The following is a 19,732-nucleotide window of genomic DNA, read 5'->3' as shown; positions in this document are numbered from 1 at the left end:
GGCTATACTGTTGCTTCCTTTGCCGGGAAGGGGTGAATAAAAACGGCGAACCTCCTTATCCTGCGCTCGCGAAGTGACTTTTTAAGGGTCAACTACGTACTTAGTTGATTGGGCGCGAGCGGTCTTATAACAAAAGGGTTCGCCGTTGATGGCGAACCCTTGAGGTTGGAGTGTGTGTAGGAATTTATTAGAACTGTTCGAAGAACTTGTGGACTTCTTCGGGCACCCAGGTTTCCTGCCAGCCGGCACCGACGCTCATGCTGCCGTTGTCGTGGGCGGTCCACTGGTGTCCACCCGGCCAGCTGCACCACTTGACCGGGAAGCGTTCGTCGACGGTCTTGAAGTCGTAGCAGACGTGTCCGGTGTTGCCGTTAATTTCGGTCGGCTTTTCGGAGCTTGCGTCAGTGAACTTGCCGTCTGCACCGGCCTTACCGTTGTTCTTCAGGATTCGCGGAAGAGCGCTAGTCTTGGCGCGGTCGTAGTTGCAGACGCCGTCGTTCTTGCCGTGCACGCCCATCCAGGCAATCGGCTTACCGGTGTTTTGTGGGAGCCAAATGTTGTAGTCGGCGGTAGCGTATACAGCCACAGCGCGGAGGCGGTCCTGCATGTGCTGGGCGAGAGAGTTGGTGAACATGGCGCCGAAGCTGAAGCCCGTTGCGAACACGCGGGTGGTGTCGACGCAGTAGTTGTCCTGGATTGTCGTAATCATCTGGTTGACGAAATCGTGGTCTTCCTGTCCGTTCCAGGTACCGTTGTCATTACCCTGCGGAGCGGCGAAGATGTAGTCGCCGTTCTTGTCCAGGTTCTGCTGGCCATAGTACGGAGTCGGATGGTCATAGTCCGGAGAATGGTGCACGAAGTCTTCAGCCTTGGAGCCCATGCAGTGGTTTGCAATGAGAACCTTGTGCGGCTTGGAGTTGTCGTAGTTCTTCGGCAAGGTGAGGAAGAAGATACGATTCTTGCCGCCGACGTTGATCTGGAACTTCTGACCGTTTTCAACTGTGCCAATCGAGTTGATGGAAGAATTCTTGCCGCAACCCTTACTCGGACGCGGTGCGTTTCCGAGTGCGTAGCCGAAGGCGAAGGTTTCTTCATTCTGTCCGCCAGAAGATACTGCCGAAAGCTTGATGGTTAAATTCGTGTCAAGATTTGCAAGGTACATCTTTAGAGTGTCAAAGCCTTCCTTGACGATTCTCAAAGTGTCCATGTTGTTATTCAGTCTGAAGAGGGCCTTGCGGTCCTGCTTTAAGGAACCCGAATAGTTGCCGCGGGCGTTAAAGCGGATCGTTTCTTGGGCGGAACCCAGCTTGACGCGTGCCAAGTAGGTACCCTGCGATTCAATGACGGAATTCAGGTCCATAGATCCGGAACCCTGCAAGGTCTGTGCAAAGACCTGGTTTCCGACTAGGTCGAAGATTTTAACCTGCACCGGAGAGCTTCCGTTTTGAGAGAAGTTCAGAACGCCGTTAGTGAGACTGAAGCTGCCTGCGCTGCGGGAGGCTTCTATCATCCTGGTTAGCTGATCAAAAGAGAACTTGCCCTGAGAATCGGTGGTCGTAGACTTGTTTCTCTTGAGAAGCGTTACATCTGCACCTTCAATGGCATTGCCGTCCGTTGAGGTGACGGTTCCGGTTAAGTTTGCTGATGCTGTACCGCACAAAGCGGTAATCATAGCTGCGGAAAGCAGCTTTGAAAATGATTTACCCATACTTACTCCTTTTGGCCCAAATACACTCTTTAAGCCTCTTTGCCCTTAAAAATATATTCCGCGGGATAAATTGTTCCGAAAAAAGGCAAAGGGCTCATTGACAAACTGTCCATAACAAAAAGTTTACACAAAAAAGACCCCTTTCGGGGCCTTTTTTGGGGAAGGAGCATGATGAAAAAGAGAAATTTTTACACGATTTCCGCCCTTTTGGAGGGCGTTTTTCGTGTTTTTGGCCCCGTTTTAGGGTTTAGTCGATCGTCAATTTACGGGCTGCTGCTGTCTGCTTTTTTGACAAGGCGAACGACAAGACGCCGTTTTCGAGGGAGACCTTGATGTTTTCGGTGTCGATATCGTCGGCCAGGCGGAAGCTGCGCTCGTAAGTGAACTTGCTTTCCTTGCGGTTACGCGTTGCCTTGACGGTGATGATGTTCTTTTCGACCTGGATGTCCAAGTCTTCCTTCTTGACGCCCGGGAGCTCGACTTCGAGCATAAAGCCGTTGTCGACTTCATAGTAGTCGGCCTTGGGCGTGTAGCTGCATTCGTTCTGGGCGTTGCAGGCGTTCAAGTTGTCAAGGAAGTTCTGGATACCGTAGAAAGTGCTCGGAATAAACTGTGTCATAATTTTAACCTCTTTGGATGTGGGTCCAATCTTTGGCGGTTTGCCTCGGCTTGGCACCCTGTTTTTGTTTACACCCACCTAATAGCAAAAGGCGTGCCAACTTTGAATTTTGGGCACTTTGGGGCTTAAAAAGGCGGTTTGAGGTAAGGTTGTACAAAAAGAAACGCCCCTTGTTTCAGGGGCGCAACACTTGCCGTTTATTTTTGATTAGTCCAGCTTTCCCTGGTAGAGTTCTAGGAGCTTGCGTGACAGAAGACTGGTGTATTTTGCGTTGGTGAGCGTAATTTGCGCCTTTTCCAGGTTGTTCTTCTGGGTCAAGAAATCCGTATAGGTAAGGGCGCCTGCATTGCGCTGTTCTTCGGCAACGACCAGGGCTTCGGATTCTGCCTGAACCTGGAGAATCGCAGCTTTCCATTGCATGTCGGCGCTCATGGCGTTCAGGTAAAGTTTCTCGATGTTGTTTTCGAGAGTTTTTGCATCTTCCTTGAGGCTCACCTGTGATTCGGTTTCGCTGACCTGGGCCTGCAGAACCTTGCTTGTGGTGGCGCCGCCATCGATAATGGGAATGTTGATCCCGAGGGTGATGGAGTTCTGCCAGCCGTACTTGAGCTGGTCCTTGTAGGCCTTGGACTGCCAAGCCTGCAAGCCCGTGCTGGAGTTTGCGCCGAGGGTCACTGTAATGGAACTGCCCTTGCCTGCAACCTGCGTGTTTTTCTGGGCGGCGCGAACGGATACACTATCGGATTTGAGTCCGGGGTGGGCGTTCTGCGCGTCAGCCTTGAGCTGTTCGAAGGTCGGCAGCGGTTCAAGGGAATCGGGACTTTCGATATTGGTTTCGGGTGCGGCTACTTGGAATTCGGCGTTGTCGTCCAGTTCCAGAAGCTGCCTGAGTGTCGTCTTTGCGGTGCTGACCGAAAGTTGCGCCGTAAGTTGCGACGTCTGCTTTTGCAGCACGTTGGACTGTGACTGGGTCAAGTCCTTCTTGGTAATGGAACCTGCTTCGTAGAGCTTGCTGTAATGCTCGAATTCGGCCTGGGCCAGTTCAACCGAGGCGTCTGCGATACGCTGGTTCTCGGTGGCGGCCAATAAACTCATATAGGCGTTCAAGACACTTTCTTGCACGCTGCGTTCCGTTTGCTGGGTGGCGAGCGCAGTAGCTTCTTTGGTAAGCGTCTTGGATTCTACGTTCAGGCTGGTGGCGCCGCCGTCCCACAGGGTGTAGGAACCGGAGATGCCCAGGTTTAAACGGTAATGGTCTTCGTTGTAGACGAAGGGGTGGTCGTAAAGCGTGTTCTGGATGCTTGCGCTTACGGTGGGGTAGTTGCCCGTTTTGGCCTGCCTAATGGAAATGTCGGCGGACTGTTCGCGGAGCTTTGCGGATTCTAGCTTGAGGCTAGCCTTCTTGGCTTGCTTAAGGCAGTCCTCTAGCGTCCAGGTACTTTCGGCAAAAGCCGTCGTCGTAAGGGCGGCCGTTGTGAGGAATGCTGAAATGAGGACCTTCGTATTAATCATGCCTTTTAGATGCTCGTGCGAATTAAAAAGTTGCGTTGAATGGTGACAAGATAACAAAAAATGGCCCTAAACAAAAAAGACTTCCGAGGTAGGAAGCCTTTCTAGTGGACGGTACTGGATTTGAACCAGTGACCTCTGCCGTGTGAAAGCAGCGCTCTAAACCAACTGAGCTAACCGTCCGAGGTGCGAGCAAATGTAGTAAAGATATTTGCTCCTGTCAAGGGGATTACAGGTATTTGTCCTCGGCAGCGCGCAGAATGGTCAAAAATTCGGCCGGATCCTTGGAGGCGATCAGGTCCTTGCGGACACCGCCGTCGGCCAAGAGGCGGCTGACAGAGGAGAGGGCCTTGAGGTGCGGGCCGACAGTGTTGCCGGGGCTTACGATCAAGATGATCAGGTAAACCGGTTCGCCGTCGAAGGAAGCAAAGTCCAATCCGCCTTCAATCGTGGCGGCGGCCATGCACATACGGTCCACGCAGTCAATCTTGGCGTGGGGGACAGCGAGTCCGCAACCGATACCGGTGGAACGGCTTTGTTCGCGGGTCCAGACGGCATCGAAAATTTCGTTGCGATGTTCCAATTTGTAGGCACTGCAGAGCGTATCCACGAGCTCGTTGAGGACTTCTTCCTTGGTCGTGCTCTTGGAATTGATCAGAATGCAATTGTCGACAAACCTTTCGGAAAGACGCATAATGAATTCCTTTTGTGTTTTTCAGTATAGATATTTAGCAAAAATCAGCGCCGTTTGGACAAAAAAAGCCTTATTGGAACGAAAAAATATCAAAAAAGGCTAAAACTGGTTCAAAAAGGCCAGAATTTCCATTTGGGAATGCAAAATTTCGCTTTGTTCCAGGGCGCGGCGCATAATGGAGACTTCGATTTGCCCGGGAGCCTCGGAATGGCCGATGGAACCGTAGGTGAGGTTGGCGCCTTCGTTTAATGACCAAAGGCGGCTGACCCTGCCCGTTTCGCCCATGCCGAAGGCGGCAAACATCTGGAATTTCTTGCCGTATTTTTTTGCGAACTTGTAGAGGCGGTCGCAGTCGCTGTCGGAATTGCTCATGGCTGCAATTTTCAGGCCTTGAGCGCCAACCCGCTTAACATCGGCTGCGAAGGTTTCCAGTTCGATATCGCTGGGGATACGCTCAAAGTTGTGCTCCGAGATAATCAGGCCCACGCCAATGGGATAAGCCATGTCGTTCAAAGCCTTAAAGTCACTCAGACAGTCCCGTTCCAGATCGAGCCATTCGGGAACCTGTTTTGCCGAAAGAATCTTCTTCCACAGATCCATGCGTTCTACGGCGCGGGCGTCGGGGAACTTGCCACCGTCGCGTTTTAAACGGATGGTGCCGATCTGTATTTTGTTTGCCACGATGTTTCGGACCCTTTCGGAAAGGGTTTCCCATTCCGATTCGTCAAAGAAATCGTAGCGGATTTCAATGGCGTCGCAATTATCCAAGTCGAGGCGCACCGGCTGGAACAAGTCTTTTTCAGCGGCTTCCAGGACGTTCGGGCTTATAAGTCCAACCAGGTATTTGCGAGAATCGGAAATCATGGCGCAAATATAAAAATTATGCGAGCTTCCAGTCGAGTTCCTGACCGGCGGCGAGCGGGACCACGCCATTCACGATGGCGGGTACGGTCCATTTTTCGCGGACGACTTCAATCTGCTTTGTCGTGCGCGGAAGGCCGTAAAAGTCGGCGCCGAAGCCGGCTATAAAATTCGGGAGCTTGTCGAGGTGGCCAGCCCTTTCGAATTCTTGAACCAGGAGGGGGATGGCGACCGGTGCGCTGTAGACGCCCGCTGCCCCGCACGGACATTCCTTTTTGCCCAGCTGGTGCGGGGCAGAGTCCGTGCCGAGGAAGAACTTGGGATTGCCGCTGAAGGCGGCTTCGCGGATGGCGGCACGGTCTTCAGGCCGCTTCGGCAGCGGCTTGCAAAAGTGGTGCGGCCGTAAGGCGTCCCCGACGATATCGTCGAGAGTCATCATCAGGTGGTGTACCGTAAAGGTGGCGGCCACGTTTGCAGGGAGTCGCTTCACTGCCTCGACCGACTTCGCCGAGCTCAAGTGTTCAAAGACGATTTTCAGTTTTGGGAACTTTGCAGACAAAGTTTCTACACGCTTGATAAAGGCGGGTTCGCGGTCCAGGCAGAATTCGCCCGGTTCCTCGCCGTGTACGCAAAGTACCAATCCTAACTTTTCCATCATGGCGACAACGGGGAAGATTCCTTCGAAATCGCTGATGCCGTCGGCGCTGTTGGTGGTGACGCCGGCGGGGTAATACTTACCTGCTACGACGCCCACGGCCATCATGTCCTTCAAATCCTGTTCCGTATAATTCGGATTCAGCTTGAACGTCATGAGAGGAACGAAGTCCGCGCGCACGGCCTTTGCCGCTTCCAAGATCTGCGCCTTGTAATCGGCAATCGCCTTCGCGCTTGTCATCGCGGGCACGGTGTTCGGCATAATGATGGCGCGGCCAAATTGTTGAACCAAGTCACGGACGTAGCCGGGCATCAAATCGCCCTGGCGCAAATGGGCATGAAAGTCGTCAGGTAAAGGAAGGAACATCTATATCTCGTTTAAAAGGTTAGCCGCTGTTGCGGAGGTCGCGGAACAGTTCTCTAGAAATTTCGCTATCGGAGTTGAGCCAGTAATCGAAAGGCTTGGGCTCCGTCAAGGTCTTGCGATGCAAGAAGCAAATGTTGCAGCCGAGTTCTTTAGAAATCATCAAGTCGTGGGTCACGATAATGATTGTCGTTTTAAACAGCGTACGCATGTTGTCAATCAACGGCAGCAAGTTACGGCGGTTGTAGTTGTCAAGACCTGCGGTGGGTTCGTCCATCAGCAAAAGCTTCGGGTCCATGGCCCAGCTTCGGGCGATGGCGACGCGCTTCTGCATGCCCATACTGAGCATGTGGGGGAACAAGTCGGCTTCGTCGCGCACACGCATCAAGTCCATGGCCATGTTGACTTTTTCTTCGATTTCGGCGGGCGTTCCCATCTTGTGGTAACGCTGCGGCAAGGCGATGTTGTCGCGGACGCGCAAGTTAGAAATCAAGGCTCCGTTTTGGAAAACCATTCCCACTTTGCGCTTGGCGACTTCCAAAGCCGTCAGCTTTTCGGGCGGAATGAATTCGCCGAAGTAGTAAATGTTTCCGCGGGTGGGGCGTGTAAGCCCTGCAATGACTCTGAGAAGGGCACTTTTTCCTTGACCGGAAGGTCCGCCAATGCAAATGGTTTCGCCGCGTTTTACCGTAAGGTTCACGTTCGAGAACAGTTCTTTTTGCGGGTCTGTTTCAATGCGTCTGAAATACCCTAAAATCCTCGGCTTAGAGAACATCGCTCCTGCGAGATCCCTGTAGGCAAGGTGGACATCTTCCATTTTTAAGGCTTCGTCAAACATTAGATCAACTGGTTGAGGTTATTCACGTAATCTACGAAATAGTACAACGAAAGAATGCCGTCGGCAATAACAACGTACAGGAAGGACTTGATCACGGAACGCGACACCGCTTTGGGTACCTGGCGAACATCTCGGGGAATGTTCAATGCCTGGTAGCAGGCGTTGGTGGTAATGATAGCTCCAGATACAATGGGTTTAATGATAATATAGGTGAAGTCAAAGATCTGAAGGGCTTTCAGGATTTCTGTAGAGAGGTAGTCCCAGGTAAGTTGAATGTTCATCATATTACCTGCGAAAACGATGGCGCCCTTGGTTAAAAGGTAGCCTCCGCAAATGGCGCTTAGGCTAAAGAATATGTTCATGATGAGCATGGCGACGCAACCGCCAATCAAGCTCGGCATGACCAGGAAACGGACCGGATTTACACCCATGGTGGCAAGCGCGTCGACTTCGTCGTTAATGACCATGCTGCCAATATAGGTGGTTAGTGAAGATCCGCTTCGGCCTGCAATCAAGAACGCGGTAAGAATGGGCCCCAAATCACGGATGATGACTGCTACAATCATGCTTCCCACAAAGTCGGCAAAGCCCATCTTGCCCATCATCGAAATCACTTCGACAATGGTAATCGTACCAAACAAGGTGGCGACCACGAAAAGAGTCGGGAAAATTTCAATGCCCGTAAAGAACGCTTGCAGAATGATGTTGCGGGAATCTGTCTTGAAGCTGCGGTTTTTAGAGAACAGACTTGCAATTGCTCTGCAGAACAAGGCGATTTGCTGGCCGAAAGGGCGGTGCAACACAAACAGGCCCAACATGTGGAAAGGCCTTGCTAAGAGAATAAAGCGTTGCTTGTTTCTAGCGATCTGTGTTCCCATCGGCTTGTTCTATTGCTTCCAAAATTTGGTGCCACAAGTCGCCCAGCCCAAATTTCTTCAAAGAACTTACGCTCAAAGGATTCTGGTCAAGCCCGAATTTTTCCTTGATGCTGCGGAGTCCTTTTGCAAGTTCCGACTGGTTCGCCTTGTCGCGTTTGCTTGCAACAATCAGTACGGGGCAACCGCTCGCCCGAATGGCTTCGACCGTCTCGATATCGATGGCGTGGCCGCCGTGGCGCACATCTACCAAATACACGAGTCCTTTCAGGTCTTGGCACTTTTCCACGTATTCGCGGATAAAGTCTGCCATCTGGTCACGTTTGCTGTTGCTGACTTTTGCAAAGCCTACACCAGGTAAATCTACTAGAAAAAACTTCCCGTTGACTTTGAAAAAATTCAATTCGCGGGTTTTTCCGGGGGTTCTGCCCACTTTTACAAGGTCTTTTCGACCCATCAGGGCGTTCATGAGCGAAGATTTGCCCACGTTGGAGCGTCCGAGGAAGGCAATTTGCGGTAAGCGTTCTTCGGGAAGGTGCTTGATGCTGGTGGATCCCTTGACGAATTCCGCAGATACAATCTTGTAGTCGCCTACCACGACAGGGCCGTGGTGGACAGTCTTGGGCGGAAGATTCGCCTTTGTCCCTTTCGGTGCTTTTTCCATCATAAGCTGACTCTCCCTTCGAATGCGCGGAGCATGGTGACTTCGTCGACAAATTCAAGGTCCGAACCCATCGGGATGCCGCGGGCAAGGCGAGTGCGCTTGACGTTTACGCCTGCAAGCATGTGGTCGAGCATGAGCGCTGTGCTGTCGGCTTCGGGGCTAGAACCTAATGCAAATATAAGTTCTTCGATGCCTTCGTCCTTGATGCGCTTCACGAGTTCAGGCAAATGCAGGTGTTCGGGGCCGATGCCGTCCAGGGGCGAAATCACGCCTCCCAGAACAAAGTAAGTGCCCTTGTAGATGCCTGAGCGTTCAAAGGGAACGATGTCGGAGCTTTTTTCGACCACGCAAATGCACTTGGAGTCGGGCCTTGCCTTGCATACGGGGCACAGGTCCTCGTCGGTAAAAGCATAGCATCGCGGGCAGGGATGGACGTTCTTCTTGGCGTTCAGCAAGTTCGCCGAGAAACGTTCTACGTCACCTTCGTTTTTAGAAAGAATATGATACGCAAGTCTTCGGGCAGTTTTCTGTCCGATTCCGGGGAGCGATGAAAATTCCCCGATTAACGCTTCAAGACTTTGCGGCTCAATGTTCATTGGCGAAACTGTAGGATTCGTTGATGCAGAGTTTCAGTTGGGCGAAATGGATGCCTTCTTCCTTGAGGCAGGCCTGGATGGAATCGCGGTCATCCAGTTCCACGGCGTCGGCGAGGCGGAGCAGTGTTCCGAGGCGGCCCGTGCGGTTGAGGAGAGCGTCTTGCATCTCGTCGTCGGTGGGCGCGTCGGGCAAAATCGTTTCGAGCGGTGCGCGCACCAAAGCGTCCATACGGCTGATGAGCCCGACCATGAAGGCCTTCGCGCAGAAGTCGTCATTGTTTTCGTCGATGGTGCGGGCGAGGCTTTCCATGAATTTCGCGCGGTGGCTTGCGTTCTGGAACAGGGGCGAGGCTTGCGGAGTCATGCCGAGCTCAGGGCGGGCGTACAGCATGAGCATAAGCCATTCCTGAATGCGGCGCATGCCCACCCACACGATGGCGTCCTTGACCGTATCGATGCGGCTGTGCCTGGTCTGCGAGTCGGAGTTCACAAATCGGAGCAGGTTCTGGGCGATGTCTTCGTGCTTGGAAAGGCTGTCGCACATGTCTTCGAGGCTCGGGCGGGACTTGATGCGGAGCAGCAACTGTAAGAGTGTTGCCGAGGTCGCGTCAATTTTACGGCCGGTCACCAGTTCGGGCTTTGCAAAGAAGAATCCTTGGAAGTAGTCGTAGCCGGCTTCTTCGCAGCGCTTAAAGGTCGCCTCGTCTTCCACCTTTTCGGCCAGAAGCTTGATGCCCATGGTCTTGAAGAAGACTGCCGCTGCGTTCATGGACTCTTGCGAGTTGTCGACCACGTCCATCTTGACGTAGCTGATGTACGGAAACAGCGGCTTGAAGCGCGTGATGAATTCGTCGTTGAAAATGAAATCGTCGAGCGCGAGTTCAAAGCCCAGGGCCCTGTAGCGCTGGACGGCCTTGACGATTGCGTCGTCGACTTCGACGTCTTCGAGAACCTCGAGTACAAAGTACTTGGGGTTCAGAAGCCCGAACAAGTTGTCGAGCAGCATGTTGCGGCTGCAGTTCACGAACGCCTTGTTGTTCCCGATCAGGCGTTCGATGCCGATGTTGTTCAGCACATTCTCGAGCACTTGCGCAGTGGCAAGTACGTCGCTTGCAATGATCGCGATGTCGCTTTCGGGCGAATCGCGGAACAAGAGCTCATACGCATAAATCTTACCCTCGCGGTCGAGGATAGGCTGGCGTGCTAGATAGGCAAGTGTTTGCATGTCTTAAATACGAGCGCTCTTGATCCCGAACAGGAGAATGCTGCGTGCTCCGGCGTCCCAAAGCTTGTCCATGATGGAGTTTGCTTCTTCTTGCGGGACCATGGCCTTCACGGAATACCATTCGCGGCCGTGGAGCTTAGTCACCGTCGGGGCGTCGAGGCCCGGCGTGAGTTCGCATGCCTTCTGGAGAAGTTCGGCCGGGCAGTCGTACTCGATCATCATGTAAGACTGGGCGACGAGCTTGCCTTCGATACGGCGGATGAGCGTGTTGACTTCTTCGAGTTCGGTCTTCTGAGGGTTGCAGAAGAGGGCGGCGTTGCTACGGAAGAGCGGTTCGCCCACAATGCGAAGTCCTGCCTGCTTGAGCGTGGTACCGGTTTCGACCACGTCAACAATAGCGTCAGCCACACCGAGGCTCACCGAGATTTCGACGGCGCCTTCGAGCACCACGAAGTCCATCGGCTTCTTGTAGAAGCCTTCCACGATGTTCGGGAAGCTGGTGGCGATTGTAGAATTCTTGAGTTCGTCAAGGGACTGCACCGGGCTTTCGTTCGGCACGGCGGCGCACATCTTGGAGGCGCCATAAGGCAAGTCGAGAACCTTGACGGCCGGGCTCTTGGCTTCGGCGTTAAAGTCGATACCCGTGATGCCGGCATCGATAATGCCGCGGCCCACGTACATCGGAATGTCGCTCGGACGGAGGAAGAAGAATTCGATTCCGTTCTTGGTGTCGAGCTGGGTCAAAGTCTTGTAGGGCTTGGAGGCCTTGTAACCGCAAGCCTTCAAAAGTTCCTGGGTGGGCTCAAAGAGCATGCCCTTATTCGGGAGAGCTACCTTAATCATAGTTTAGCGTACACTTCTTCGAGGGTGAGACCTTTTTCGGCCATCATAACGGCCACATAGTAAAGAACCTGGGAAAGTTCCAAGCACTGGGCGTCGCGGCTTTCAAAGCGAGCGGCCATCCAGCTTTCGGCGGCTTCTTCGACGAGCTTCTTGCCAATGCCGTGCGGACCCTTCTTGAAAAGTTCCGTGGTACCCTTACCTTCGGGCATATCTTTCTTGCGCTGGCAGGCCAGTGCGTACATTTCTTCGAATGTCATAATGGACCTCTTTAATTTTTTTCAGAGGTAAAGATAGAAAAACTTAGTTTTCCACCATGTTGCGAATCTGGTTCTTGCCTTGATTTTTGGCGGAAACCACGAGTTCGTCGACTCGGAAAAGAAGCTGATTGATATCGGCTACAGACTTGGCGCTGCAAGGGAGCAATCCGCCGCTTATTGTAAGCTGCAGTTCCGGATGCTCGTCGAGAGAAATCTGACGAACGGACTTGCGAATCGATTCCACCTTGGAGTAAGCCTCTACTTCGGAACCGGCGTTGATCAGGTAGATGAATTTTTCGCAGCCGTAACGGGCGACGCATTCGCCGGCGGTTTCGTCACCGACCTTTTGAATCAGTTCGCCTACGGCGCAAATGACCTTGTCGCCAAACTTATGGTCGTACTTGGTGTTAACTTGTTTAAAATTATCCAAGTCAAACATGGCGATAAAGTAGTCGTTGCGGTGCTTCCAGACGCGTTCATCGAGGAATTTGAGCAAATACCTGCGATTGTACAGGCCCGTAAGGGAATCCCTGACGGCCAGGTAGTCCAGTCGTGCCACCAGCCTTTCGCTTTTTTCGCGTTCCTGTACATAAGCCATCAGCGAGAAGGAGCCTACGGCAAAGAGCGTGATGCCCGTCAGAATGTGCGTGACCAGGATGTCGAGAAAAGCTCCGTCGCGGTCAAGGGTGGTATAGAGAATGTCCGGATTCTTCCAGGACATATAGATCGTGGCTGCCTGGATTAACAGGGAAATAGTAAAGGAAATGTTCTTCGCGCGCCCGCGGACTGCAAAGGCGATCAGCGCAAGCGAGGTAATACAGTAAAGAGGCATACCGCTGGTGATGCCGCCGCAGAACAGGAACAGCATGGGCATCAAAAAACAGCTGAGCGCACAGCACATGACCAGGTAGCACTGGTTATAGAGTGATGTCTTTACGGCGACAAAGGCGATTACGAAACAGAGGACGGCGCAACTGAGACTGGCGAGGGACGCCGAGAAGTTCAGTCCCTCGTAAATGGTAAAGATAGCGGAGCAGGTTGCCACTACGGTAACAACCACCAAGATCGACCAGAACATTTTACGTTCCAGTGTGCCTTGCGCCCCCCAAAAGTTTTTTAGAAACTTAATCATAAACGCTGTTAATTAAATATAACATGATTTTGAGCAAACTAGAAAGGCAAATTGAACTTTTTATATCTTATTTTTTTGTGACTTTGACGTCTTTGATTGCAAGTTGTTATATTTCAGTTGACGCCAAAAACGGCAAATATCAATTTTTTTGCAGGTTTTAGTATGGAACTTACACCGTTGGATATCCGAAACCAGAACTTCCACAAGAAAAATTTCGGTGGAATCGATCCTGAAGAAGTCAAGGCTTTTCTGGATACCGCAGCCAATGCCTTCGAACAGATGTCCAGGGACAAGACCGACCTTACCGAACGCTTGAAGGTTGCCGAAGAACGCGTGAATTACTACCGCCAGATCGAAAAGACGATTCAGGACGCCGTAGTCACCATGCAGAAGACGGTTGACGAAGTCAAGGCCACCGCCGAAAAGGAAGCTGAAATTATCGTTGCCGAAGCCAAGGCCAGAGCGGTCCGCGAGGTGGAGTCCACCAAGAAAGAAGCCGAAGAACTCCGCATGGAGATCGAACAGCTCAAGCAATTGCGTACAAATTATTTTATCCGTTGCCGCGCCCTCATCAAGGGCCAGGAAGACTTGCTTACCGCTATGGAAAACGACCAGCGTATGCAGGAAGAACTGAAGGCTCGTCCGGCAGCCCCGGGAAATGTGCTCGCCTAGTTCCTTATGAGAATAAGCATCAAGGTCCATGCCCGGAGCAAGCGCGAAAGCGTGACAGAGCTCCCTGACGGGAGCTATAAAGTCGAGGTCAAGGCCCCTCCTGTGGATGGGGCGGCTAACGAAGCCATCTGTGAACTGCTAGCGGAGCACTTTCATGTGCATAAACGCGATGTTTCGGTGGTTTCAGGGGCCACGAATAACAAAAAGATAGTGGAAATTATCAAGTAGGACTCTAACGAGTCCTTTTTTTATTTATTTTAAGAGTATTAAGAAGGATGTATTGGGCAAATGAAAGCGGCTCTTAAAAAAATATTTGATTTCGAAAACGGGTCCAGCTTAAAAAGCGTTCTGCTGCTTATTGTCGCAGGCTTGTTATTGAATATCATTCCGGCAAAGATTGCGCTGGCGTTGCACCTCCCGCTTTTTTTGGACTGCTTGGGAACGATTCTTACCGCAATGCTTGGCGGAAACCTGCCCGCAGTCATAGTCGGTTTTGCCTCGAATGCGATTAACGGTATTTCGGACCCCGTGACCATGTTCTACGGGGTAATCAGTATTTTTATTGCTGCCCTTGCGACCTTCTTTTACCACCAGCGCTTTTTCAAGAATATCCCGCGCCTGTTTGTCGTAATTCTTTCGTTTGCCTTGATTGGCGGCGGTATCGGGTCTGTCTTTACCTATTTCCTGTACGGGTTCAATTTCGGCGAAGGTATTTCGGCCCCGTTTGCCGTAGCGTTCCACGAAGTCCTTGGTTGGAACAAGTTTACCTCGCAGCTTTGGGCCGATATCGTTATTGACTTCTTCGACAAGGGCGTCGTCGTCATCGCGGCGGTGTTTGTTTTCCGCTTCATTCCGCGTGCCATCAAGAACCATTTGAACAAGGTGGTCCTGCGAGTCAATCACCAAGATGTCATGAAAAAGATGGTGCGCTACTCCTTGCTCCGCAAGGTGGTGTACATGGTGATTGCGGCTGAAGTCCTTCTGGGCGGTCTCGCTTGTACGATCGGCTTCTTCCTGTATCGAGAAAATTCCGTCAATAACTTCATCAGCATTGCAAATGGTGTGACCAAGGCTGCCTCTACGGCAATCAATCCCGACAAGGTTGATGATTACATCAACAAAGGCTTTGAAGTTGACGACTACGAGTTCGTAAGGAAGGTCTTGGGTTCCATTAGGGAAAGTTTCCCGCAGACCAAGTACCTGTATGTGTACCAGATCCGTAAGGATGGTTGCCATGTGGTGTTCGACTTGGATACCGATGGAGAACCGGGAGGCTCTCCGGGTGACGTTGTGGAATTCGATCCTAGTTTTGAACCGTATTTGTCGACTCTTTTGGCCGGCGGCGAGATTGAACCGATTATCTCGGATGACAAGTACGGATGGTTGTTGACCGTATATCGACCGATCCGCAATTCGTCGAACAAGACGGTTGCCTATATTGCGGCTGATATCTCGATGGAAAATATTATCCGCGACGAAGCGATCTTCTTTATCAAGATGCTTTCCCTGTTCTTCGGGCTGTCCATTATCATCATGAGCATTGTGCTTGAACTTGTGAAGCGCGGTGTAGTGATTCCCATGAACCAGATGTCCCTTGCTGCAATGAAGATTGCCGCCAACACGACTCGTGCCAGCATGCTCGATACCGAAAAGGTGGACCTCGAAAGCATCAGGGATAGCGTGGAACGCCTCGGTAAAGTCGGGGTGCAGACAAGAGACGAAATCGAACATCTTTATGAAGCTATCTACACGATGGCGAGCGATACCTATAACTTTATCCAGCGTGTGCAGGAACAGAACGAACGTATCAGACGCATGCAGGAAATCATTATTATGGAATTCGCTGAAGTGGTTGAAGCCCGCGACAAGAGCACGGGTAACCACATTAAGAAAACCGCCGAATATGTGGAAGCGATTGCCCTGCAGCTCAAGGCCGAAGGCAAGTTCAAGGACGTGCTCACGGATGCTTACATTGAAAAGCTGAAACGCGCCGCTCCGTTGCATGATATCGGTAAGATTGCAGTGTCTGACTTGATCTTGAACAAACCGGGCAAGCTCACTGATGAAGAATTTACCATCATGAAGAGTCATACCACCGAAGGTTGGAAGATCCTGACCAAGATGGTGGAAGATGCCGGCGATACGATTGATGCCGACTACATGGTCGAATCGATCGATATGGCTCATTACCACCACGAAAAGTGGGACGGCTCGGGCTATCCGACGCATATCAAGGGCGAAGAGATTCCGTTGTCCGCAAGAATCATGGCTGTGGCTGACGTGTTCGATGCCCTGGTTGCAGAACGCGTTTACAAGAAGCCCTTCACTTATGAAAAGGCGATGGCGATTATTACCGAAGGTTCGGGCAAGCACTTTGACCCGGATATCGTGGAAGCCTTTACGCATATTTCTGAAAGACTTTATGGTGCTAGGACCAAGTTGCCGCCGCAGCCGGAAGAGGCTGCTCCGGAACAGTCCAAAAGTTAAATAGGAGAACTCTATGTTCCGCAATTTAAAGTTGACGGCGGCTGCAATGTCTGCATTTGCGGCGTCGTTTGTATTTACTGCCTGCAACGAGCAGGAAACTACCGAGGTGAAAAAGGAAGTGGCCGAAGTTGCTGCACCCGCTCCCTCGAAGTCTGTGGTGGTGTACTTCTCGCAGAACGGGGCGACCAAGAAACTCGCCGAAATTTTCCAGAAGGCGAAGAGCGCCGATGCTGTGGAATTAAAGCTTGTGACGGCTTATCCTTCAACTTACGATAGCACGATTGCGGCGGTGAAAGCCCAACGCGATGCCAAGCAGTGGCCGGTCCTTGAAAACGCCAAGGTGGAACTGGACAAGTACGATACGGTGTACTTGGGTTATCCGATTATGTTCGGCAGTTTTGCTCCGCCCATTTACACCTTCCTCGATTCGAACGATTTGAGTGGCAAGGTGGTGGTGCCCTTCTGCACTTATGGCAGCGGTGGCCGCAAGGCGTCTGCCGCAGAACTCAAGACTCTTGAACCTAACGCGAACGTGACGCTTGCCTACGGTATTTCTAATAAGCGCATGACGGCGGAGAATGGCGCCGAAGTCGCCGCCAAAGAAGTCGAAGGATTCTTTGCCGATTTGGAAACGGGCAAGACCGATGAAATGCTGATGGGCGGTTTCTCGGAACAGCGTCCGCTTGCTGCAGAAGATTCTGCCGTATTTGCCGAGGCGACCAAGGACTATGCCTATTTGGGACTCAAACCGCTTTCCGTTTCGACGCAGATTGTTGCGGGCACGAATTACTTGTTCGTGTGCGAAATGAACGCCTTCGGTGGACCGGCGGTTCAGACTAATGTGAAAATCTTCAAGCCGCTTCCGGATCGTGGCGCTGCTGAATTGATTGTTGTTGAAAAATAAATCAAGTCAAATCAAAAAAAGGCCGCACAAGTGTGCGGCTTTTTCTTTTGTCTCTTTAGCTGTTTCTTAGAACTTGAACAGCATGCCGAAACGCATCTGACCGTCGCGCACGCCGTCGTTGTCGCCTACGTCCTTGATGGTGGCGAAGTCGAACTGCAACACGTCGGAGAGCATGAAGCCGAAGCCCAAGTCCACTTCGTTACGCTTTCCGGTTTCGTCGTACAGGTAACCGGCGCGCAGTGCGATAGTGTTGGCGTACACGAATTCGGTACCCAGGTTGAACACGCCCTGCATAATGGATTCCTTGACCTTGTTGCCGTCCTTTTCGGGGTGGATCAGGGACTTCCAGCTCGAAATGTAGAACGGTTCCGGATTGCCCTTGGCGTCGTCATAGACGACTTCGCGGTTGTAGTCGGCGACCACGGTCCACTTGTAATCGGCGAGGCTCAAGATTTCATAAGAAAGTCCCAGACGCCAGGTCAGCGGAATCGGGTCTTCGATGGTCTTGTCCACATAGTAGACGCTCGGACCGATGTTGGCGAGTACCAAGGCGAAATTTAATTTGTCTATAAACAAGTTCTTCTTCAGAACGCCGATATCGAATGCGTAACCGAAGGTGGTTGCTTCTTCTTCGCCTGCGGCCGCGCCGGAACTCAGGTCGGAATAGAAGAACTTGATGGAAAGGCCCAGGCCCCAGTCGTTGGGGAATCGCGTACCGTAGCTGAATCCGCCCACGATTTCGGAGCTGTTATAGGCGACGAGATCGTCGGCGTCCACGTCACCCGAGGCGACCGTAGAGCCGAAGCTCACGAAGTTCACGAAGAAGCCGAGTGTGCCCCAGTCGTTCAGCGGAATTGTCATGCCTGCATAGAGGTGATACAGGTCGGGGATATTCAAAATCGGCAAGAGCTTTTCGTAGAAGGCGGTAATCTGGTAGTCGGCGTCCTTGAACTGCTCCATGCCGTTGGCGGTGCTGAACCATACGTCGCCACCCTGGGGGAGGACTGCCCACACCTTGTTGGTGCTGAGGCCGTTGCCGCTATGGTAGTGGACCCATTCGTCTTCGCTCTTGGTGGAACCTTCTTCTTCGGCGGCGCCGCGTTCAAGTTCTGCCTTGCGGCCGCTTGCGGTGGCGTAGTCCGGCAGGTGGCGCCATACGCCCTTGTCGGTTGCAATCCAGATGCCACCACGTTGGTCCACGGAAATGTCGTTCACCTTGTTGTCTGCAAACTGCACCTGTTCCCACTTGCGCAGCGTGAAGTGGGAAAGACCTCCGTTATGGGCTGCCCAAATGTGGCCCGAACTATCCACGGCAAGAGATGTGGGGCTCAGGTCCATAATGCCGTCTTCTTCGGTGAACAGGCTCCAGCGGTCTTTGTCGTTGACACTCTTTTTAGGAATGAGTCTGGCGATACCGGCGCCTTCGACTGCCACGTAAAGTTCCTTGCGGTTTTCGGACCACACCAAGGAACGGATCTTTTGGCTGGGGAGCACCTTGCCTTTCTGTTCGAATTGGCCGTTGCGGTAAACGAACAGACCGTCTTCGGTACCGATCCAGACAGATGCGCCCTGGCTTTCGAGAGCGGTAATGCGGTGATTGCCCAGTTCGTCATCGTAGCTCTTCCAGGCCTTACCGTCGAAACGGTAAAGGGACTTGGGGGTGCCTACCCAGAGCTTTTCGGTGCCCTTGTTGTAAAGGACTGCCGTGATGGTGTCTTTGACCACCAGGTTCCAGGGCATCTTGACTTCGACCACGTGCTTTTCGTCGTCGGCATTCTTGATGTCGTTGAACTTTTTCACCTGGCGCACATATTCGTCCAGGCCGCGTTCGGAGCCTACATAGACTTTTACGGCGTCGCGGACCTTGGCGTTACCTTGCAGGGTAATGGAGTGGTAGTTGACCCACTGTTCGCCGTCAAATTTCAAAATGCCCTGTGCGGTTCCTGCCCAGAGTTCACTCTTGCTGAAGAAGCCATCCTTGGAACGGGAGGCCATGCTCGTGAAGAAGGGGGCGTTCTTGGAATCGGCGGGATAGCTCATGCGCCATTCGTCGGCCAAAGGGCCGAAGGCGAGACCTGCCGGGTTGTAGTACATGGCAGTCGGGTCGTCGGCAAGGGCTGCTCCGGCTTCGCCCATACCCAGCTGGCGTGCGCCTACGGGCATTTCAAGCGTGATAATGGCAGAACCGGCCGCAAAAGACAATGCGGGCGCAAAAAGAAGTGCTGTAAGTAGAGATTTACGCAAGTTGCCTCCAGTCGGGGACATCGTAGTGGTTGCCGTGCGCAGGCACGACTGCTTTCCAGCCGGACTTGCTGGGGTTTTCCCAAGGTTGCTTGGGCAAAAGCCTGCAGTCGCAGCCTAAAACGTAAGGCGGGAGAATTTCCGCATGGTTGCGGATTTGTTCTCGGGTAATAAAGTTTTCGTCGCTCACGAATTTCACGTATTGCTTGCCCTTGGGGCCAAGTTCAATGCGGTAGGTGGCCGTGCCGTTCTTGTCACCTTCGTCAATGGTGCGGATGGTGGCTTCCATGGTGGCGTTCCATTGAGCAATCAGTTCTTCTTTCTTTTCGGGCGGCAAATTCTGCGTGTCTAGCCAAGACCGGAGGGACGCCTCGGAAGGCTTCACGGCGGTGAGGGATTCTCGGGCGGGGCGAACCACAACGGCGTATTGGCCCGAGACATCGATGACGCGCTTCGGCTCGTCCTTTTCGTCGGAACTATGGATTATCACGTACGCACCGATGGCGGCGAGTATCACGGACAAGACTATAATCGCTATGACAATAATGACTGATAGCATATTTTATTCCATTTGGAATTATTCGTTACT

General features: G+C 52.4%; 20 protein-coding genes and 1 tRNA gene. 4 read left to right on the top strand and 17 right to left on the bottom strand.

Annotated elements, in window-relative coordinates; all coding sequences use genetic code 11:
• Window positions 1-187: 187 nt before the first annotated feature.
• From BUA40_RS11795 to BUA40_RS11725, 15 genes are all read right to left on the bottom strand, one after another.
• On the bottom strand, window positions 188-1,708 hold the full coding sequence (locus BUA40_RS11795) for a carboxypeptidase regulatory-like domain-containing protein (protein ID WP_072801052.1): 1,521 nt from the start codon (window positions 1,706-1,708) through the stop codon (window positions 188-190).
• A gap of 247 nt (window positions 1,709-1,955) precedes the next feature.
• Entirely contained in the window at window positions 1,956-2,327 is a 372-nt protein-coding gene (locus tag BUA40_RS11790) for an Hsp20/alpha crystallin family protein (protein WP_072801051.1), read from the bottom strand.
• A gap of 207 nt (window positions 2,328-2,534) precedes the next feature.
• A complete protein-coding gene (locus tag BUA40_RS11785) occupies window positions 2,535-3,839 on the bottom strand; it encodes a TolC family protein (RefSeq protein ID WP_072801050.1) in 1,305 nt (434 codons plus the stop codon).
• 105 nt (window positions 3,840-3,944) lie between these two features.
• A tRNA-Val gene (locus tag BUA40_RS11780) sits at window positions 3,945-4,019 on the bottom strand.
• A gap of 46 nt (window positions 4,020-4,065) precedes the next feature.
• Complete coding sequence (locus tag BUA40_RS11775) at window positions 4,066-4,530, bottom strand: PTS sugar transporter subunit IIA (RefSeq protein WP_072801049.1); 465 nt, start codon at window positions 4,528-4,530, stop codon at window positions 4,066-4,068.
• A 99-nt stretch (window positions 4,531-4,629) separates the two neighbouring features.
• The gene (locus BUA40_RS11770) at window positions 4,630-5,394 is read right to left on the bottom strand and encodes a type I 3-dehydroquinate dehydratase (RefSeq protein WP_072801048.1); all 765 of its coding nucleotides are present in this window, start codon (window positions 5,392-5,394) and stop codon (window positions 4,630-4,632) included.
• A 16-nt stretch (window positions 5,395-5,410) separates the two neighbouring features.
• The gene (pyrC, locus tag BUA40_RS11765; protein ID WP_072801047.1) at window positions 5,411-6,412 is read right to left on the bottom strand and encodes a dihydroorotase; all 1,002 of its coding nucleotides are present in this window, start codon (window positions 6,410-6,412) and stop codon (window positions 5,411-5,413) included.
• A gap of 19 nt (window positions 6,413-6,431) precedes the next feature.
• A complete protein-coding gene (locus tag BUA40_RS11760; protein ID WP_255369301.1) occupies window positions 6,432-7,226 on the bottom strand; it encodes an ABC transporter ATP-binding protein in 795 nt (264 codons plus the stop codon).
• Window positions 7,227-7,246: 20 nt separating this feature from the next.
• The gene (locus BUA40_RS11755; protein WP_072801046.1) at window positions 7,247-8,125 is read right to left on the bottom strand and encodes an MlaE family ABC transporter permease; all 879 of its coding nucleotides are present in this window, start codon (window positions 8,123-8,125) and stop codon (window positions 7,247-7,249) included.
• Window positions 8,106-8,789, bottom strand: coding sequence for a ribosome biogenesis GTP-binding protein YihA/YsxC (gene yihA / locus BUA40_RS11750; RefSeq protein ID WP_255369300.1), 684 nt, complete (start codon window positions 8,787-8,789; stop codon window positions 8,106-8,108). Before yihA ends, BUA40_RS11755 begins: the two co-directional genes overlap by 20 nt.
• Window positions 8,786-9,382, bottom strand: coding sequence for a recombination mediator RecR (gene recR, locus BUA40_RS11745; RefSeq protein ID WP_072801045.1), 597 nt, complete (start codon window positions 9,380-9,382; stop codon window positions 8,786-8,788). The genes yihA and recR overlap by 4 nt, the downstream gene beginning before the upstream one ends.
• The gene (locus tag BUA40_RS11740; protein ID WP_072801044.1) at window positions 9,372-10,607 is read right to left on the bottom strand and encodes an EAL and HDOD domain-containing protein; all 1,236 of its coding nucleotides are present in this window, start codon (window positions 10,605-10,607) and stop codon (window positions 9,372-9,374) included. The genes recR and BUA40_RS11740 overlap by 11 nt, the downstream gene beginning before the upstream one ends.
• A 3-nt stretch (window positions 10,608-10,610) precedes the next feature.
• Window positions 10,611-11,450: an ATP phosphoribosyltransferase gene (gene hisG / locus BUA40_RS11735; protein ID WP_072801043.1), complete on the bottom strand. Its 840-nt coding sequence runs from the start codon at window positions 11,448-11,450 to the stop codon at window positions 10,611-10,613.
• Window positions 11,447-11,707: a phosphoribosyl-ATP diphosphatase gene (hisE, locus tag BUA40_RS11730; RefSeq protein WP_014545870.1), complete on the bottom strand. Its 261-nt coding sequence runs from the start codon at window positions 11,705-11,707 to the stop codon at window positions 11,447-11,449. Before hisE ends, hisG begins: the two co-directional genes overlap by 4 nt.
• A gap of 43 nt (window positions 11,708-11,750) precedes the next feature.
• Window positions 11,751-12,785 carry a GGDEF domain-containing protein gene (locus tag BUA40_RS11725; RefSeq protein WP_072801042.1) on the bottom strand — a complete coding sequence of 345 codons (1,035 nt, stop codon included), beginning with the start codon at window positions 12,783-12,785 and terminating at the stop codon, window positions 11,751-11,753.
• A 216-nt stretch (window positions 12,786-13,001) separates the two neighbouring features.
• On the opposite strand from BUA40_RS11725, the gene BUA40_RS11720 reads away from it, so the two are divergent.
• Genes BUA40_RS11720 through BUA40_RS11705 form a run of 4 tightly spaced genes read left to right on the top strand, consistent with a single transcriptional unit; the run spans window position 13,002 to window position 16,902 of the window.
• Window positions 13,002-13,511, top strand: coding sequence for a DivIVA domain-containing protein (locus BUA40_RS11720; protein ID WP_072801041.1), 510 nt, complete (start codon window positions 13,002-13,004; stop codon window positions 13,509-13,511).
• Between the two features lie 6 nt (window positions 13,512-13,517).
• A complete protein-coding gene (locus BUA40_RS11715; RefSeq protein ID WP_072801040.1) occupies window positions 13,518-13,739 on the top strand; it encodes a DUF167 domain-containing protein in 222 nt (73 codons plus the stop codon).
• A gap of 60 nt (window positions 13,740-13,799) precedes the next feature.
• Window positions 13,800-15,998: an HD domain-containing phosphohydrolase gene (locus tag BUA40_RS11710; RefSeq protein ID WP_072801039.1), complete on the top strand. Its 2,199-nt coding sequence runs from the start codon at window positions 13,800-13,802 to the stop codon at window positions 15,996-15,998.
• A 13-nt stretch (window positions 15,999-16,011) separates the two neighbouring features.
• Window positions 16,012-16,902 (top strand): flavodoxin, encoded by an 891-nt coding sequence (locus BUA40_RS11705; protein WP_072801038.1) that lies wholly within the window; start codon window positions 16,012-16,014, stop codon window positions 16,900-16,902.
• Window positions 16,903-16,968: 66 nt separating this feature from the next.
• On the opposite strand, the gene BUA40_RS11700 is transcribed toward BUA40_RS11705, so the two are convergent.
• The gene (locus BUA40_RS11700) at window positions 16,969-19,146 is read right to left on the bottom strand and encodes a PorV/PorQ family protein (protein ID WP_072801055.1); all 2,178 of its coding nucleotides are present in this window, start codon (window positions 19,144-19,146) and stop codon (window positions 16,969-16,971) included.
• Window positions 19,139-19,702: a hypothetical protein gene (locus tag BUA40_RS11695; RefSeq protein ID WP_143149792.1), complete on the bottom strand. Its 564-nt coding sequence runs from the start codon at window positions 19,700-19,702 to the stop codon at window positions 19,139-19,141. The genes BUA40_RS11700 and BUA40_RS11695 overlap by 8 nt, the downstream gene beginning before the upstream one ends.
• Window positions 19,703-19,732: the final 30 nt, after the last annotated feature.

Source organism: Fibrobacter sp. UWT2 (assembly GCF_900142545.1).
GTDB lineage: Bacteria > Fibrobacterota > Fibrobacteria > Fibrobacterales > Fibrobacteraceae > Fibrobacter.
This window is presented reverse-complemented; position numbering and strand designations above follow the sequence as displayed.

What these genes read in the sequence shown, in the direction of transcription:
- BUA40_RS11705 (WP_072801038.1), top strand. Translation starts at nt 16,012, where the DNA reads ATGTTCCGCAATTTAAAGTTGACGGCGGCTGCAATGTCTGCATTTGCG.
- hisG (WP_072801043.1), bottom strand. Translation starts at nt 11,450, where the DNA reads ATGATTAAGGTAGCTCTCCCGAATAAGGGCATGCTCTTTGAGCCCACC.
- BUA40_RS11710 (WP_072801039.1), top strand. Translation starts at nt 13,800, where the DNA reads ATGAAAGCGGCTCTTAAAAAAATATTTGATTTCGAAAACGGGTCCAGC.
- BUA40_RS11760 (WP_255369301.1), bottom strand. Translation starts at nt 7,226, where the DNA reads ATGGAAGATGTCCACCTTGCCTACAGGGATCTCGCAGGAGCGATGTTC.
- BUA40_RS11785 (WP_072801050.1), bottom strand. Translation starts at nt 3,839, where the DNA reads ATGATTAATACGAAGGTCCTCATTTCAGCATTCCTCACAACGGCCGCC.
- BUA40_RS11755 (WP_072801046.1), bottom strand. Translation starts at nt 8,125, where the DNA reads ATGGGAACACAGATCGCTAGAAACAAGCAACGCTTTATTCTCTTAGCA.
- BUA40_RS11715 (WP_072801040.1), top strand. Translation starts at nt 13,518, where the DNA reads ATGAGAATAAGCATCAAGGTCCATGCCCGGAGCAAGCGCGAAAGCGTG.
- BUA40_RS11790 (WP_072801051.1), bottom strand. Translation starts at nt 2,327, where the DNA reads ATGACACAGTTTATTCCGAGCACTTTCTACGGTATCCAGAACTTCCTT.
- pyrC (WP_072801047.1), bottom strand. Translation starts at nt 6,412, where the DNA reads ATGTTCCTTCCTTTACCTGACGACTTTCATGCCCATTTGCGCCAGGGC.
- recR (WP_072801045.1), bottom strand. Translation starts at nt 9,382, where the DNA reads ATGAACATTGAGCCGCAAAGTCTTGAAGCGTTAATCGGGGAATTTTCA.
- BUA40_RS11725 (WP_072801042.1), bottom strand. Translation starts at nt 12,785, where the DNA reads ATGTTCTGGTCGATCTTGGTGGTTGTTACCGTAGTGGCAACCTGCTCC.
- yihA (WP_255369300.1), bottom strand. Translation starts at nt 8,789, where the DNA reads ATGATGGAAAAAGCACCGAAAGGGACAAAGGCGAATCTTCCGCCCAAG.
- BUA40_RS11740 (WP_072801044.1), bottom strand. Translation starts at nt 10,607, where the DNA reads ATGCAAACACTTGCCTATCTAGCACGCCAGCCTATCCTCGACCGCGAG.
- BUA40_RS11720 (WP_072801041.1), top strand. Translation starts at nt 13,002, where the DNA reads ATGGAACTTACACCGTTGGATATCCGAAACCAGAACTTCCACAAGAAA.
- BUA40_RS11795 (WP_072801052.1), bottom strand. Translation starts at nt 1,708, where the DNA reads ATGGGTAAATCATTTTCAAAGCTGCTTTCCGCAGCTATGATTACCGCT.
- hisE (WP_014545870.1), bottom strand. Translation starts at nt 11,707, where the DNA reads ATGACATTCGAAGAAATGTACGCACTGGCCTGCCAGCGCAAGAAAGAT.
- BUA40_RS11695 (WP_143149792.1), bottom strand. Translation starts at nt 19,702, where the DNA reads ATGCTATCAGTCATTATTGTCATAGCGATTATAGTCTTGTCCGTGATA.
- BUA40_RS11775 (WP_072801049.1), bottom strand. Translation starts at nt 4,530, where the DNA reads ATGCGTCTTTCCGAAAGGTTTGTCGACAATTGCATTCTGATCAATTCC.
- BUA40_RS11770 (WP_072801048.1), bottom strand. Translation starts at nt 5,394, where the DNA reads ATGATTTCCGATTCTCGCAAATACCTGGTTGGACTTATAAGCCCGAAC.